The sequence below is a fragment of the Chlamydiota bacterium genome (genome assembly GCA_016178055.1).
In the GTDB taxonomy this organism is placed as follows: domain Bacteria; phylum Auribacterota; class JACPWU01; order JACPWU01; family JACPWU01; genus JACOUC01.
In genome coordinates this window covers 39,765-54,887 of sequence record JACOUC010000035.1, presented here as the reverse complement: position 1 = coordinate 54,887, position 15,123 = coordinate 39,765, and the positions used below count along the sequence as shown (strand labels likewise).

The following is a 15,123-nucleotide window of genomic DNA, read 5'->3' as shown; positions in this document are numbered from 1 at the left end:
ATCCATGGAAGAAAAGAAAATTTGGGTGAATGGCGAACCCTTTTCCATTTCTGGTTATCACGATTATCATTGTGAACGTTTTCATTGGACTTTGGAAAAGTTAAAGATGATGGGTGCTTCTAAAATTTTAGAAGTGGGTGCTCATCCATGGGGGATGACGGCCCAAATGATTGATACGCCAGGCTTTGAAATTTGCGCTACTGTATCAGCTGAGGAAATGACCGATTGGCCCGATGACATTGGTGTCCATGTGCATCCGTATCATCTTCGAACAGAATCAGGAAATGAGGCTAGATTTAACAATTATTCTGCCAATGTAGAGCGAACGATTTTTGACATTCAGGAAAAACCAGACACTATTCTGGCTTGTGAAATTGTGGAGCATTTGGTACGTTCACCCCACATCATGTTTCTTAATTTCAATCGTTGGTTGCCCGTTTCAGGAAAACTGATTGTGACAACACCCAATGGCGCACAGTTCTCCAATCCGCTTCGAAGAAAAACTGTTACTCCTAACTATCGCTGCAATATTTATGAAAGACATCAGTACGTGTTTACCCAAGATGGACTGGTGGATTTGATTGAACTGTGTGGTTTTAAGATTCTGGAAACAGGATATTGCGATGTTATCAAGCGTCAGGGCCCTTCCAAAGTATACGGTTGGTTGGGAGCTTTGCCGTGGCAGTATTTTCAAGACAAATTCAAGAAAACGATTTATGTGATCGCTGAGAAAGAAAAAACTGTTTCTGAGACTGAAAGATGTCCGACGGTTTATGATGTGAGGGGGCGCTGGGAATTTGTCAAACGGGAAAGCTGAATGCGAATTCTTCATGTTGTCCCATCTTTTTATCCTGCTTTCTATCATGGTGGCCCCATTTATTCTTTATATCATTTGTGCAATGCCTTGGTCAAATCAGGTATAGAGCTAAAGGTGCTTACGACAGACATGTGTGGACGAGATCATCTTCAGATTCGAGAGTTTCCTTTGTATGCCCCTTTGGGTTATCCGATTTATTTTTTTCGAAGACGGTTTTTTGTGAGTGTTGCCCCTGGCCTTTTGGGCTATTTGCTTAAGATGGTCCGGTGGGCCGACGTGGTTCATTTAACGGCTGTTTATTCGTTTCCCACAATTCCGACACTTTTAATGTGTCGTTTATTATCCAAGCCTATTGTATGGTCTCCTCGAGGTTCTCTGGAGCGTTGGGATGGATCGAGGCGTCTCCTTGTGAAGCGTATCTGGGAATGGATTTGCCGTCATGTAATGCCTCAAAGGACATTTTTGCATGTCACTTCTGAAGAGGAGGCAAAGGCCAGTGAAACCTGTTTCAAAAAGATCCCCACCCGTATTGTTCCCAATGGTGTGGATATTCCCGCAGAAGTAAAGCATACGAATGGAAATGGGACATTGCGTTTACTTTATTTAAGTCGTCTTGATCCCAAAAAGGGGTTAGAAAATCTTCTTCAGGCTTGTCAGTTGTTAAATCAAAATAAGCCACTCAAATGGACACTGAAGATCGCAGGTTTTGGGGAACCATCTTATGTAAGAAAAATAGAGGCCTTGCTCAAGGAATCGAATTTTGGAAATCAGGTGGAAATGGTGGGAAAAGTGGAGGGTGATGAAAAAGAAAAATGGTTTCAGGATACGGACGTCTTTATATTTCCTTCCCACACAGAGAATTTCGGGGTGGTGGTCGCTGAGTCACTGGCTCATGGAATCCCCGTCATTGTCAGTCGAGGGACGCCTTGGAAACGCGTGGAGGAAAAGGATTGTGGTTTGTGGGTAGAGAATCATCCTGAAAGTTTGGCCCAGGCCATTGAAAAAATCAGTAAAATGCCACTGCGTCAAATGGGAAGTCGTGGCAGGCAATGGATGCAAGAGGAATTCTCTTGGGATCAGCAAGCGAAAAAAATGAGCCATGTGTATTTTGAAATCAACAAAAACGGGAATTAATCTCTGATGCGTATTCTTCATGTGGTCCCTGCCTTTTATCCCTCCATTTATCATGGGGGTTCTGTCGTTTATGAATTGTGTAATTCCCTTCTCCCTTATGGAGCTGAGATACGCGTTCTAACGACAGATGCATTAGAGGTTGAAAGACGAGCTTTAAGTAGAGGAACTCTTGAATATCCAGTTTATTTTTCTAAGAAAGTGTGGGGAGAAACGGTTGCTCCAGGTCTTCCCTCACGTCTCTTGAATTTGGTTCGTTGGGCAAACGTTGTCCATTTGACAGAGGTTTATTCTTTCCCAACTCTTCCGTGTATGATGGCCTGCAAGATCATGGATAAACCCATTTTATGGTCCCCTTTGGGCGCTTTACAGCGTTGGGAAGGATCTACACGTTTGAGGCTGAAGTCTATTTGGGAAAGTATTTGTAAATACACGCTTCCAAAACAGTTGGTTCTCCATGTTACCTCTGAGCAAGAGAGAGAAGAAAGTCTTAAAGCATTTCCTGCCTTGGAAGCTGTTGTTATGCCTCATGGCGTAGAAATTCCATCTCAGATCACTCATGAAGAAAGTCAAGTTCTTCGCCTTCTTTACCTGGGCCGACTGGATGCTAAAAAAGGGATTGAAAATCTATTCCTTACTTGCAAGTTATTGAAGGATCGCTTGAAGATCCCATGGAAGCTAATCCTAGGTGGCGGAGGCAATCCCGGTTATTTCAAGAATCTTGCTTTCCAAAAAGAAGCGCTGGGTTTGGGAACGCAAGTTGAGATGATCGGTGAAGTTGTTGGGAAAGAGAAGAAACGGCAATTGTTTGAGAATACGGACATGGTGGTCGTTCCATCCTATACAGAAAACTTTTGTATTGTTGTAGCAGAGTCTTTAGCTCATGGGGTTCCCGTCATTGTGAGTCAAGGAACACCCTGGAGGCGTGTAGAAGAGAAAGGTTGTGGCTTATGGGTGAAAAACCAGCCTGAAAGTTTAGCCCAAGCTATTGAACAGATGAGAGAAATGCCCTTACGGGCGATGGGAGATCGAGGGAGACAGTGGATGAGGGAAGAGTTTTCTTGGGGCTACGTTGCTCGTCGAATGAATGAACTTTATCATCATCTCTTCAAGCATGCATCCGAGGGAGTTCAACTTTCTAATGCTTTTCCGACTTCTCCCTCCGCTATTTTGAGAGTCAGTGACGATTTTCAGGAAAAACCCAAAAGTGAGACTTTGGAGGTCGATCTTATCGTCTTGACCCTCAATGAAGAAGTCAATTTAGCAAGATGTCTCGAGAGTGTAAAAGGTTTGGTGAAGAATATTTTCGTCGTTGATTCAGGAAGCACGGATAGAACGGTTGAAATAGCTATTGAATACGGAGCGCAAGTTGTTACACATGCTTTTACAACTCAAGCGGAACAATTTAACTGGGCATTAGATCATTTGCCCATCAAAAGTGAATGGATTTTACGGTTAGATGCAGATGAACATTTACTACCCGAACTAAAGGAAGAGATTTTTAAAACTCTTCCCAATCTTTCAAAAGATATTTGTGGACTATATATCAAACGGCGTATGATTTTTTTAGGTCGTTGGATTCGGCATGGGGGGTATTATCCTACCTGGATTTTGAGATTGTTCAAGCATGGAAAGGCCAGAAGTGAAGATGCAGAGCTCAATGAACATATTGTGCTTTTAGAAGGAAGAGGGGACCATTTGAAAAATGATTTTGTGGATGAGGACTATAAAGACCTTTCCGCTTGGTCGCGTAAACATCTCGGATATGCCATTCGTCAAAATCGATTTCTTCTCAAGACGCATCAGACCTATGATCCTTCTTGGAATAAAATGAGGCTTTTCGGAAATCAGGTTGAACGTAAGCGTTGGTTCATTGGCCATCTCTATGGGAAGGCACCTATTTTCTTAAGGGCTTTTTTCTATTTTTTATATCGTTATTTTTTTCGGCTCGGGATTTTGGATGGATTTCAAGGGTTGATCTTTCATTTTTTGCACGGGTGCTGGTATATGTTTTATACGGATGCACTGCTTTTTGAGGCAAAGCTAAGACAGAAAGATATCGCTTGAATGCTAATATTTACTATGTATAATATTACTGATTTAGTAAGAAATTAAATATAAAATATTAGATATGAAAACCACCCTATCGGCTCAAGAATCCAAGCTGTTGATGAAGCTAGCCTGGAATACAAAACGCATTGTTAAACTCGACGAGATTATCCAGATTCTCAAGGTATCGCGTAATTATGCTTACAAGATCGCAAGTGTCCTTTGCGATAAGAGATGGTTCGAAAGATTGAAATCCGGAAGTTATCAAGTGATTCCTTTGGAAGGGGGACCGAAACGCGTTTCTGAAATGAACCCTTATGTCATGGGTGGGCTGCTAGATGAGCCGTATTTTTTCTCTTATGCTACAGCCAATACCCATTACGGTTTCTCAGTTCAGGTTTATACCACGCTGTTTGTAGCCCTAAAAAGGCAGCGCCGCACAATCTCGCTCAAAGGAGTCAATATTCAATTTGTTACCCTTCCCAAGTCCAAATTTTTTGGTTTCAGGGAAGCCAACGTCATGGGGGAGAAGGTTCAAATGGCAGAGCTCGAGAAGGCCCTACTTGATTCCTTGGATAAACCCCAATATGCAGGCGGCATTGAAGAGATTTTCGCGGTATTCGATCGGGCCAAAGGGGAAATTGATTCTTGCAAACTTGTCGATTATGCTCTTCGTTTTGGAACTATTTCTCTTCTCCAGCGGCTTGGTTTTCTTATCGATTTTCAAAAGCTCACCGTGCCAAAAGGAATTCGCAAGAAGCTATTGGACGAGGTTAAAGAAAAGGCGCAGCTCATTCCGCTTGCCACGCCGACCCGTTTCGGCTCTAACGGCGAGATCTCTGGAGATTGGTTGGTGATTCAAAATGTTCCGGAAAAGCTCTTGAAAAATTACTAAACAAAGAGTTGGAGGATGATCTCAAGGAATATCGCCAATCTTTATGCTCGTGATAACAAAGTGGCGCTCGATATCGCTGAGCGCGACATTGTTCTGACCTATGCGCTCAAATTTCTGGAGGAGAAAAAATGGTTTGATCGAATCATTTTCAAAGGCGGCACCTGCCTTCGCAAATTTTACATTGGCAAAATTATGCGCTTTTCCCTGGATCTTGATTTTACTTGTATTGGCAAGGACAATCTGGATGATCTTATTCTCGAAATGGCGGATCTTTTCAGTTGCGAGTATCGCGGTATCCGCTTCTCCGTTGGCCACAAAGATTTTTATGTCAGGGACAACGGGCTCTCCTGCGGGGCTATGATCCGTTATTCGCACTCGTTCCACCAGTCCGTCTTTGACATTGATTTAAGTCTGAGAGAACCCATGCTCTTGAGTCCAGTGTCGCGAGCCTTAGTGAAGGTAGGCTATTCCCGCTATCTTGAATTTTCTGCTCCCACGGTTCCATGCCTTGATCTCTTGGAGCTTCAAGCGGAAAAAGTCCGCGCTTCCTATCAAAGACTTAGATCCCGCGATATCTATGACCTTGCCTTTCTGGTCGAACAACCCTTTGATAAGGAACTCCTCCGGAAGCTTGTGGTGCTAAAGTTCTGGCATGTTCGTGGTGAATTCAATCCAGAAACCTATCTTGTGCGGCTCGAATCCGGCGCTTATGACTGGGATGACTTAAGGCGGCTTTTGCGCAAGGATCAAAAATTCGATGCAAAAAAGATTTTACGGAAATGCACGCAGGGTTATCGATTTCTTGCTGATCTTACGTCCGAGGAGAAAAAGGTGCTTTTGGACACTAAGAAGCACCATGAGTCTTCACTGGTGAAGAAGCTTCAGGCGAGGGCGGGATGACCGAGCGCAAGATAAGCGTCTCATTCTATATTTATTATATCGTTATTTTTTTCGGCTCGGGATTTTGGATGGATTTCAAGGGTTGATTTTTCATTTTTTGCACGGGTGCTGGTATATGTTTTATACCGATGCGCTCATCTATGAAGAAAAATTAAAAAGGCGCATCTGATGTGTGGAATTACGGGGATTGTAAATTCTGGAGGTAAAGAAACCCTTCAGTGTATGACCAATATGCTTCGTCATCGCGGCCCTGACGATCGAGGACTGGAATTTTTTCCGGAATTAAAAGTAGGTCTTGGTCATCAGCGGCTGAGTATCCTTGATCTCTCGCCTTTAGGGCATCAGCCCATGAGTGATGAAACAGGCCAGTTCTGGATCGTTTACAATGGTGAGATTTATAATTTTGTTGAGCTACGTCATCAGTTAGAAATGCAGGGTCATCGCTTTCAATCACGGACCGATACAGAGGTTCTCCTTCGACTTTATCAGGAAAGGGCAAAGGATTTTGTTCAAGATCTCAATGGGATGTTTGCCTTTGCAATCTTAGATCGAAAAAAACAGAGACTTATTCTCGCGCGGGATCGCTTGGGTGTTAAGCCGCTTTATTATTATCATCATGAAGGACATTTTGTTTTCGCCTCAGAGATAAAAGCGATCTTGGCGTCGGGTGTTTATTCACCAGATATTCATTGGCAAGGGCTATATGATTATTTAACTTATCTTTATGTTCCTTGCCCAGATACGCTTTTTAAGGATATTCATCAAGTGCCTCCGGCTCATGTCGTTGTGTTGGATCTAAAGTCGAATCAGTTAGCATTTGATTGTTATTGGGATCTAGCAGATTTCCATACTCATGAGACAAATCTGTCTTTTGAAGATCAGGAAGACCGATTGCGGTCTCTTTTAGAGGATAGTGTTCATCGGCAAATGGTAAGCGATGTTCCCTTGGGTGTCTTCTTGAGCGGTGGGGTGGATTCTCCCATCTTGACAGGATTAATGGCTAAACATTCAACTCGCCCGGTCAAGACTTTTACCATTATTTTTAAGGGGGCAGGACTCGATTTCTATAACGAACAGGAAGAAGCGAAAATCGTTTCGGATTTTTTTAAGACAGAACATCATGAAATTCCAGTAGATATTTCTAGTCCTTCTTCTCTTTTGGAGCTGGTTCATTTTTTTGATCAACCGTTTGGAAATCCTACCTCTTATTTAATGTACCTTATTTCAAAGGAGACACGGCGGGAAGTGACCGTAGCTCTAAGTGGTGCAGGAGGAGATGAGCTTTTTGGGGGTTATCCTCGTTATCGTGCTGCTTTGATTGCACAGAGCTTGCGAATGTTTCCTCCCGCAATCTTTAAAGGGATAGGGAGTCTATTAAGTTTATTCCCTGATCAGCATCGAACGATGAATTTAAGAAGGGTTCGAGAATTCTTTGCTGGATTTGACAAAGATTTTGTGAGGCAATTTTTGAATTGGGCTTATTTTTTTGACAAAGGAGAAAAACAAAAACTGTTGAATCATTCTCAATTTCTTCCTTCAGATAGAATTTTAAGGAAATATTTTCAAGAGAGTTCAGCCGATTTTGGAAATCGTATGTTAGAGGTGGATCTTCAAACCTTTCTGGTTGATAACATTTTAGAGTATACGGATAAAATGAGCATGGCCGTCGGTTTAGAGGTTCGAGTGCCTTATCTGGATCATCGCTTGGTGGAGATGAGTCTTCAGATTCCCTCTTTTCAAAAGATGAATCGTAAAGAGGGTAAAATCGTTCTTAAAAAAGCTTTTCGTGATCTTCTTCCTAAAAAACTTTTAGAAAGAAAGAAAAAGGGTTTTAATGCTCCCTTGGTTTTTTGGATGAAAAAACTTGATGCTTATTTCGACCATTCTATGACTCAAGCGTCTGTAAAAAAAGAAGGAATTTTTAATTGGGAATATATTCAACAACTGCGCTCTTCCCATAAACGAGGGAAAGCAGACTATTCTTATGAATTGTTTTCTCTCATCATGTTTGATGTATGGTACCATGAGTACATTTTAAGGGATTTCTCATCTATAGAATTTAAACTTTAACTTTCACAATTTTTATTAAAGAATGCAGGCTATGAATACTTCTCTTAAAGAACAAGTCAAGCAGTATTGGGAAATGAAGCCTTGTGGGAGCGGTGATGTCACCTTCTTGGAAGAAGGAAGTCGTGAGTTTTTTGATACGATTGAGAAAAATCGTTTTTCGGGTGATGATTTTATGCATGATGTTGTAAGATTTGATCAGTGGAATGGAAAAAAGGTTTTGGAGGTTGGGTGTGGGATGGGAACGGATCTTCTCCAATTTGCAAGACACGGGGCTCAAGTACATGCAGTCGATTTGACAGAAAAGGGAGTTAATCTTACGAAGAGACGGTTGAAAATCTATGGGCTTAGTGGAACCATTGTGGTCGGTGATGCTGAAAGGGTGGCGTTTGAAGATAACCTGTTTGATTTAGTTTATTCTTGGGGGGTTATTCACCATACACCAAATACAAATGTTGCAGCTCGTGAGTTAATACGAGTTTGTAAACCAGGAAGGCGTATTTTAGCCATGGTTTATCATCGTTATTCACTCTTGGTCTTACAGGCGTGGTTCTATTATGGGCTTTTACGTGGTAAACCCTTTCGAACAGGTGCTTCTATTATTGCAGAGCATTTAGAAAGTCCAGGAACAAAGATATTCAGTAGGAAAGAGGCGTCAGATTTATTTAAAGGACTGGATCAGCTGCAGGTGCGTACCATTGTAACAAGATACGATCTCAGGATTGGGAGACGATTCTTTCTACCTTCTTGGGTTAGAAAGATAATACCGTCTTGCTTTGGTTGGTTTATGGTTGTCTCAGGCGTTAAGAGATAGACATTTCCCTTTATTGCTTAAATTTTTTTTGTGTAGGAGAAAGGTCTTTTATGGGAAAAATAAATGTAGCCATTGTCGGAACAGGACTGATTGCGGGAAAGAAACACCTCCCCGCTTTCTTAAAGTTAAAGAAAAAAATAGCTTCTCTTTGCCTTGTAGATCCTAATCGCGAGGCTGCTCAGAAGTTGGCCCAGACTTTTGGTATAGAAAAAATCTATGGGAGTCTCTCGGAACTCCTTTCGAAGGAAAAACCGGATCTGATAGATATTTGTACGCCTCCCCGCACCCATGTTGGAATAGCGCTAGAGGCTTTGCAAGCGGGCTGTCATGTGTTTGTTGAGAAACCCATGGCTATGAATGTTCAAGAATGCGATCAATTGATTGAAGCATCTCAAAAGTTTAGAAAGAAAATTTGTGTAGGTCATAGTGACCTTTTTTATCCTCCCTTTCTTAAAGCAAGAGAATGGGTGTGTAAGGGGGCTATTGGACAATTTATGGGAATGAAGATTTTCCTTTCGACCCCTACGGATTATATGACTTCTAAAGAAAACCATTGGGCCAATAAATTACCCGGGGGGGTGATTGGGGAATCTGGCCCGCATGTGGTTTACATAACATTGGCTTTTATCCCGAAGATATTAGACGTAAAAGTAACGGGCTTGAAACTGCTCTCTCAATTCCCGTGGTCACCTTATGAGGATTATCGAATTGAACTGATCGGTGAAAAGACTTCAAGTTCGATCACCTCGATTTACACAACGGACCAATGGGCTGCCACCGTGGATTTATGGGGAACTGAGGGGCTTTTAAAATTGGATTTAGAGCTTATGACCTTGGTGAAGTATCGAAGGAATTCATTTAAACCATCCGAAATTGCCCTGTCGGGAGCGAGCGAGGCTTCACAGCTTATGTGGGGTACTTTCGCAACAGGTTTAAAAACGCTGATGGGGCGGTTTAAGAGAACGCATGAGCTTTTGATCGGAAAATTTGTCGACGCAATTTTAAATGACAGCCCTTCGCCTGTTTCTGCCCAGGAGGGTCGCGAGGCGGTGAGGGTCATGGATCTCATTGTGGAAGGTTTAAAGGCTCCGGTTGAAAATTCTGAAGGGCTTCTTGAAGCTGCAAAAGAAATGTAATCATAGTGTGCGAAAGTTTATCCCCCCATCGTGAGGTCTAGGGTGTGAGTTCGTGGAAGGGATGGCGAGATTTCTTGCGAAGTGAGAAAAGACAGATAGCTCACCTGTAAGGGTGGGAGGATTTATGACGGCAATCGATCGAAAAGTTTTAAAGTGGATACGCCAGGGTGAGTCTGAAGCGGTTGAGTTCAAAGAGTCTTTTGGTCGTGAAGCCCTGGAGACGATTTGTGCGTTTTCCAATACAGCGGGAGGGACATTGCTGATTGGAGTGAGTAATTCGGGTCAAATTATGGATCTTCAGGTGGGTCAACAGCTTCTGAAAGATTGGGCGAATCAGATTTCTCAAGGGTTGGGGCTTCATCCCTCGATAGACCTTTATAAGGTCAAGAGCAAGTCTGTGGTCCGAATCTCAGTGTTAGAAAGTCGGATGAAGCCCATGATGTTTCATGGGAAGGCTTATAGGCGGTTTGGAAGTACGACGCGTCATATGAACTTAGAAAAACTGACACGCGTAGCTTTGGAAAATGTTGGGATCACTTGGGATGAAATCATAGAGCCCAGAGCCAGCATGTCTGATATTTCTATGGTAAAGGTTAAAGCCTTTTTTCGACTGGCTAAAGAGATGGGCCGCCGTCCTGTTCCAGATAAAGTCTCTTCTATGGAACTGCTTGAAAAACTGGAGTTGGTTCGTGTGGGTAAACCAACAAGGGCGGCCATACTTTTATTTGGGAAAAATCCGCAGAAGTTTTATATTCATGCCATTGTAAAAATAGGACGTTTTAGAAATGAAACGCTGATTGTTGACGACAGGGAAATCGAAGGAACTTTATTTGATCAAGTTGAGGGAGCCACCGGTTACTTTAGGGAAAAATTGGAGACCCGTTTCGAAATGACGGGTCAACCTCAGCGAAATGTAATATGGGAATATCCTTTGGACGCCCTTAGAGAAGCCTTGATCAATGCGGTCTGTCACAGGGATTATCTGAGTGGTGGCCATACCGAGGTGCGTCTTTATGATCAAGAGTTGATGGTTTGGAATCCGGGAGGGCTTCCGACGGGTATTTCCCTGGCTATGCTTAAAGGTAGACACACTTCGGTTCCGAGGAATCGCCTGATTGCGAAAATATTCTTTTATGCTGGATTAATTGAGCAATGGGGAAGTGGGATACAAAAAATGGTTGGGGCATGCCGCACTGTTGGGTTGCCTGAACCGAAGTTTGAAGAGCTGATGGGGTTCAGAATTACTTTTGCTAAAAGCCCTTTTAGAGAAGGGGAGAAAGTACGGCACAAGGAGGGTGATTTCAGTACCCCCCAAGTACCCCCCAAGTACCCCCCAAGCATCAATTACTAATTTTTTGCTCTGAACCAAGGGCCATTCAACAAATTCTAGAATTTATGGAATTTAGGGATCGGAAGAGTTTTATCAATAAATATCTACGTCCCTTGCTCAAAGAAGGGCTTTTAGCTATGACAGACCCACGATCTCCTCGAAGTCCGAAACAACGTTATGTGATTACGGAGAAGGGGGAGAGTTTTTTTTCGACACCGGGAGATTACATATGACCTCGAGAGAGGAGCATTGAGCCAATCAATTACCTGTGTCTTCTCCTATATCTGCACAAAGGAGGGTCGTGAAGCAGTTCGAGTCATGGATCTCATTGTCAATGAGCTTAAATTCTCAAAGAGCAGGTTTCAGAGAAATTTTAGAAGAGGCTTGAAGAAAAGATGGCAAATTTAATCAAAGAAGTGACAAAGGGTTCTCAAAGTTTTTCTCTGGATTCATGGTATTTAGATTATCTCGTTTGCCCGCGAGATTACGGTAGACTCAGGTCTTCGGACCATATGCTGATATGCCCTGTTGGGCATCGTTATCCTGTTGTAGAAGGAGTCCCTGTCATGCTCTTAGATGATGTAAAGCAGACAATGCAATTGGTCAATGGCTCACTGAGGCGAGCGAGGGGGGAAGTAGCTATTAATGACAAAGTGCCAAATCTTTATTTAGAGTCTTTAGGGATGAGTGAAGAAGAAAAGCAAGGGGTTGTCCAACTTGCTCTTTCGGGTGATTGCAAAATTGATCCTGTGGTTGCATACATCATCGGAGCCACAAATGGATATCTGTATAAGCATCTGATTGGACGTCTAGACTCCTATCCCATTCCTGATCTATATATTCACAGGGGGAGTGATAAGACCTTGTTAGACCTTGGTTGCAACTGGGGCCGATGGTCTATCTCTGCTGCTCGAAAGGGATATGATGTGGTCGGTATTGACGTTTCTCTGGGGGCGATCATGGCTGCTCAAAGAGTGAGTCGTGCCTTGAATCTTTCTGGAAAGATAAAGTATGTGGTTGCCGATGCCCGGTATCTCCCTTTCCCCTCATCTCTTTTTGATCATGTCTTTTCTTATAGCGTATTGCAGCATTTCAGTAAGGAAGATGTGAGTTTCTTACTTCCTGGCGTTGCTAGAGTGCTTAAGAAGAAAGGAGAGAGTTTAATTCAAATGCCAAATTTTTTAGGAATACGATGTTTGTATCATCAAGCAAAGAGAAGATTCAGAAAGGCCCGCAATTTTGAGGTGAGGTACTGGAGTATTCCCTCGTTAGGAAAGATGTTTCGTGAAATCATTGGGAAGACTGAAATTTTTGTAGATTGTTTTTTGGGTCTGGGGGTGCAAAAGGCTGATTTACCCATGATGCTGAAAAAACAAAAAATTGTTATTATTAGCTCGGAGTTGTTGAAGCGAATCAGTCGCTTCATACCATTTCTTAAGATACTTGCAGATAGTGTCTATGTGAGATCAATCAAAACATAACGGTATGAAGGTTTTTAGAAGAACTTGATAGGGAAAAGCTAATGTGAATATTTTAGGTATTTCCGCATATTACCATGATTCAGCCGCCTGTTTTTTGAGGGATGGCCAAATCGTCGCTGCTGCTCAGGAAGAGCGGTTCACGCGTAAAAGGCATGATGCGGTGTTCCCCACGCATGCTGTACGCTATTGTTTGAAAGAGGCGGGTATTTCCGTTGACCCATTAGATTATGTTGCGTTTTACGATAAACCCTTCATCAAATTTAATCGCATATTAGAAACCCATCTTGCTTTTGTTCCGAAGGGTTTGCCCTCTTTTATTAAAGCGATTCCCCTTTGGCTAAAGCAAAAGCTTTGGATTCCAGATTTGATTGAAAAAGAGATTGCGTACAAAGGCAAAGTCCTTTTCCCCGAACATCATGAATCTCATGCGGCCTCGGCTTATTTCCCTTCTCCCTTCAAGAGGGCTGCATTTTTAACCATGGATGGAGTGGGGGAGTGGGCGACTTCGTCGTTTGGTGTGGGGGCTGATAATAAAATTAAAATCATTTCAGAGTTGCATTTTCCTCATTCATTAGGCCTTCTCTATTCGGCTTTTACCTATTTCACAGGATTTAAAGTAAATTCTGGGGAATATAAAGTGATGGGTCTTGCCCCTTATGGAGAACCAAAATATGTTCAAAAGATTTATGATCATTTGATCGATCTTAAAGAAGATGGTTCCTTCAAAATGAACATGAAGTATTTTAATTATTGTGCAGGTCTTACGATGACCAACGGAGGGTTCGAAGAATTATTTGATGGACCCGCACGGAAGTCCGAGAGTCGCCTCACTCAGAGGGAAATGGATTTGGCAAGATCCATTCAGGAAGTGACCGAGGAAATTATGCTCCGCATGGCCCGTCATGTAAAGAAGGTAACGGGTGAAAAATATTTATGTTTAGCTGGAGGTGTTTCTTTAAATTGTGTGGGAAATGGTAAAATTCTTAAAAATAGAATTTTTGATGAGCTCTGGATTCAACCAGCAGCAGGCGATGCAGGCGGGGCTTTGGGCGCTGCGTACATTGCTTACTATCATTATCTAAATAAGTCTCTCGTTCAAAAAAATGGCCGGGACCTTCAAAAAGGTTCTTATTTGGGACCTTCTTATACCTCTGAAGACGTTAAAACATTTTTAGATCAGCATCAAATTCCATATCATTTTTATGAAGTGAAAGATCTTCTTGATCAAGTTTCAGATGATTTGGCCCAAGGAAAAGTGATCGGTTGGTTCCAGGGAAGAATGGAGTTTGGGCCTCGGTCCTTGGGAGCTCGATCGATTTTGGGTGATGCAAGGTCTTCTGATATGCAGAAGAGAATGAATTTAAAGATCAAAATGAGAGAAAGTTTTAGGCCCTTTGCCCCTTCAGTTTTGTTTGAGAAAGTAAATGAATGGTTTGAGTTGGAAGGGGAAAGTCCTTACATGCTTTTGGTAGCGGATGTCAAAAAAGAAAAGCAGCGGCAGATGACCCAGGAGGAAGAAAAAAGGTGGGGGATTGATAAGCTTAATGTCATTCGATCAGAAATTCCCGCTGTGACGCATGTAGATTATTCGGCTCGTGTTCAAACAGTTCATAAAGAGGATCATCCTCGCTATCATGGTCTCTTGAGTCAATTTTATAAAAAAACAGGATGCCCTGTTTTGATCAATACCTCTTTTAATGTTCGTGGAGAACCGATTGTGGAATCACCTCTAGATGCCTACAGATGTTTTATGAGAACTGAAATGGATACACTGGTTCTTGAGAATTTTATTGTCAGAAAAGAAGATCATCCTCCCTTTCATGAGGATATAGATTGGAAGAAGGTCTATGAGCTGGATTAAGGAAGTTATAGAAGAAATTAAAAATCTAGACACTTCAAAAAAATCTCTCAAAAAATTTGGGATCACGATGGGAGCGGTGCTTTTTCTATTTTCGGGTTGGCTCATTTTTAGGAAATCGTTCTCATTTTTAAGGTCTATTATTTTTGGAAGTGGAATTTTTCTTGTTATCTCAGGGGCTTTTTATCCAGGAATTCTACGGGGTGTCTATCGTGTATGGATGGGAATCGCCTTTCTCTTGGGCAGCATCGTTTCTCGTTTGATCCTTCTTTTACTCTTCTATTTTGTCATCACCCCTCTTGGACTCATTGCCAGGGTGATGGGTAAGAATTTTTTGGATTTAGAATTTGATAAAAAGAAAAATTCTTATTGGATCAATAAAGATAAGACTGTAAACTATGAGAAAATGTATTAGAAAAACAGGTCGAAGGTGGAGGGTGGAAGGTCGAAGGGAAACAGGAAAACTGGCTAACGGAGACTGGTAAACCTGCTAACAGAATCAGGGAGGATTGAAATGGCAAAATTGAAGATATTGACTGAGTATTTTGAATTTTTGAAAAACAATAAAAAATGGTGGATTACCCCGATTGTATTAATGCTGCTGCTTTTTGGACTATTGCTTATTCTTTCTCAATCTAGCGCACT

Annotated in this window: 12 protein-coding genes; all 12 read left to right on the top strand. The window is 42.1% G+C overall.

The features are described 5' to 3' along the window. Positions 1-4 precede the first annotated feature (4 nt). Entirely contained in the window at positions 5-817 is an 813-nt protein-coding gene (locus tag HYS07_04750) for a hypothetical protein (protein MBI1870486.1), read from the top strand. Continuing rightward, positions 818-1,951 carry a glycosyltransferase gene (locus HYS07_04745; GenBank protein MBI1870485.1) on the top strand — a complete coding sequence of 378 codons (1,134 nt, stop codon included), beginning with the start codon at positions 818-820 and terminating at the stop codon, positions 1,949-1,951. A 6-nt stretch (positions 1,952-1,957) separates the two neighbouring features. Next, positions 1,958-4,015, top strand: coding sequence for a glycosyltransferase (locus tag HYS07_04740; GenBank protein MBI1870484.1), 2,058 nt, complete (start codon positions 1,958-1,960; stop codon positions 4,013-4,015). 64 nt (positions 4,016-4,079) lie between these two features. Beyond that, the gene (locus HYS07_04735; GenBank protein MBI1870483.1) at positions 4,080-4,892 is read left to right on the top strand and encodes a hypothetical protein; all 813 of its coding nucleotides are present in this window, start codon (positions 4,080-4,082) and stop codon (positions 4,890-4,892) included. 15 nt (positions 4,893-4,907) lie between these two features. Next, a complete protein-coding gene (locus tag HYS07_04730) occupies positions 4,908-5,792 on the top strand; it encodes a nucleotidyl transferase AbiEii/AbiGii toxin family protein (protein ID MBI1870482.1) in 885 nt (294 codons plus the stop codon). A gap of 168 nt (positions 5,793-5,960) precedes the next feature. Then, positions 5,961-7,862 (top strand): asparagine synthase (glutamine-hydrolyzing), encoded by a 1,902-nt coding sequence (gene asnB / locus HYS07_04725; GenBank protein ID MBI1870481.1) that lies wholly within the window; start codon positions 5,961-5,963, stop codon positions 7,860-7,862. Positions 7,863-7,893: 31 nt separating this feature from the next. Then, on the top strand, positions 7,894-8,673 hold the full coding sequence (locus HYS07_04720) for a methyltransferase domain-containing protein (protein MBI1870480.1): 780 nt from the start codon (positions 7,894-7,896) through the stop codon (positions 8,671-8,673). A gap of 50 nt (positions 8,674-8,723) precedes the next feature. Then, positions 8,724-9,809 (top strand): Gfo/Idh/MocA family oxidoreductase, encoded by a 1,086-nt coding sequence (locus HYS07_04715; protein ID MBI1870479.1) that lies wholly within the window; start codon positions 8,724-8,726, stop codon positions 9,807-9,809. 124 nt (positions 9,810-9,933) lie between these two features. Next, complete coding sequence (locus HYS07_04710; protein ID MBI1870478.1) at positions 9,934-11,160, top strand: putative DNA binding domain-containing protein; 1,227 nt, start codon at positions 9,934-9,936, stop codon at positions 11,158-11,160. 374 nt (positions 11,161-11,534) lie between these two features. Next, positions 11,535-12,620: a methyltransferase domain-containing protein gene (locus tag HYS07_04705; protein ID MBI1870477.1), complete on the top strand. Its 1,086-nt coding sequence runs from the start codon at positions 11,535-11,537 to the stop codon at positions 12,618-12,620. Positions 12,621-12,663: 43 nt separating this feature from the next. Then, the gene (locus HYS07_04700; protein MBI1870476.1) at positions 12,664-14,481 is read left to right on the top strand and encodes a carbamoyltransferase; all 1,818 of its coding nucleotides are present in this window, start codon (positions 12,664-12,666) and stop codon (positions 14,479-14,481) included. After that, entirely contained in the window at positions 14,468-14,893 is a 426-nt protein-coding gene (locus tag HYS07_04695) for a hypothetical protein (GenBank protein MBI1870475.1), read from the top strand. Before HYS07_04700 ends, HYS07_04695 begins: the two co-directional genes overlap by 14 nt. Positions 14,894-15,123 lie beyond the last annotated feature (230 nt).

Bases quoted from the DNA above. Each gene is read 5' to 3' on its own strand.
- asnB (MBI1870481.1), top strand. From the start codon at position 5,961: ATGTGTGGAATTACGGGGATTGTAAATTCTGGAGGTAAAGAAACCCTT.
- HYS07_04695 (MBI1870475.1), top strand. From the start codon at position 14,468: ATGAGCTGGATTAAGGAAGTTATAGAAGAAATTAAAAATCTAGACACT.
- HYS07_04715 (MBI1870479.1), top strand. From the start codon at position 8,724: ATGGGAAAAATAAATGTAGCCATTGTCGGAACAGGACTGATTGCGGGA.
- HYS07_04710 (MBI1870478.1), top strand. From the start codon at position 9,934: ATGACGGCAATCGATCGAAAAGTTTTAAAGTGGATACGCCAGGGTGAG.
- HYS07_04750 (MBI1870486.1), top strand. From the start codon at position 5: ATGGAAGAAAAGAAAATTTGGGTGAATGGCGAACCCTTTTCCATTTCT.
- HYS07_04720 (MBI1870480.1), top strand. From the start codon at position 7,894: ATGAATACTTCTCTTAAAGAACAAGTCAAGCAGTATTGGGAAATGAAG.
- HYS07_04730 (MBI1870482.1), top strand. From the start codon at position 4,908: ATGATCTCAAGGAATATCGCCAATCTTTATGCTCGTGATAACAAAGTG.
- HYS07_04740 (MBI1870484.1), top strand. From the start codon at position 1,958: ATGCGTATTCTTCATGTGGTCCCTGCCTTTTATCCCTCCATTTATCAT.
- HYS07_04745 (MBI1870485.1), top strand. From the start codon at position 818: ATGCGAATTCTTCATGTTGTCCCATCTTTTTATCCTGCTTTCTATCAT.
- HYS07_04705 (MBI1870477.1), top strand. From the start codon at position 11,535: ATGGCAAATTTAATCAAAGAAGTGACAAAGGGTTCTCAAAGTTTTTCT.
- HYS07_04735 (MBI1870483.1), top strand. From the start codon at position 4,080: ATGAAAACCACCCTATCGGCTCAAGAATCCAAGCTGTTGATGAAGCTA.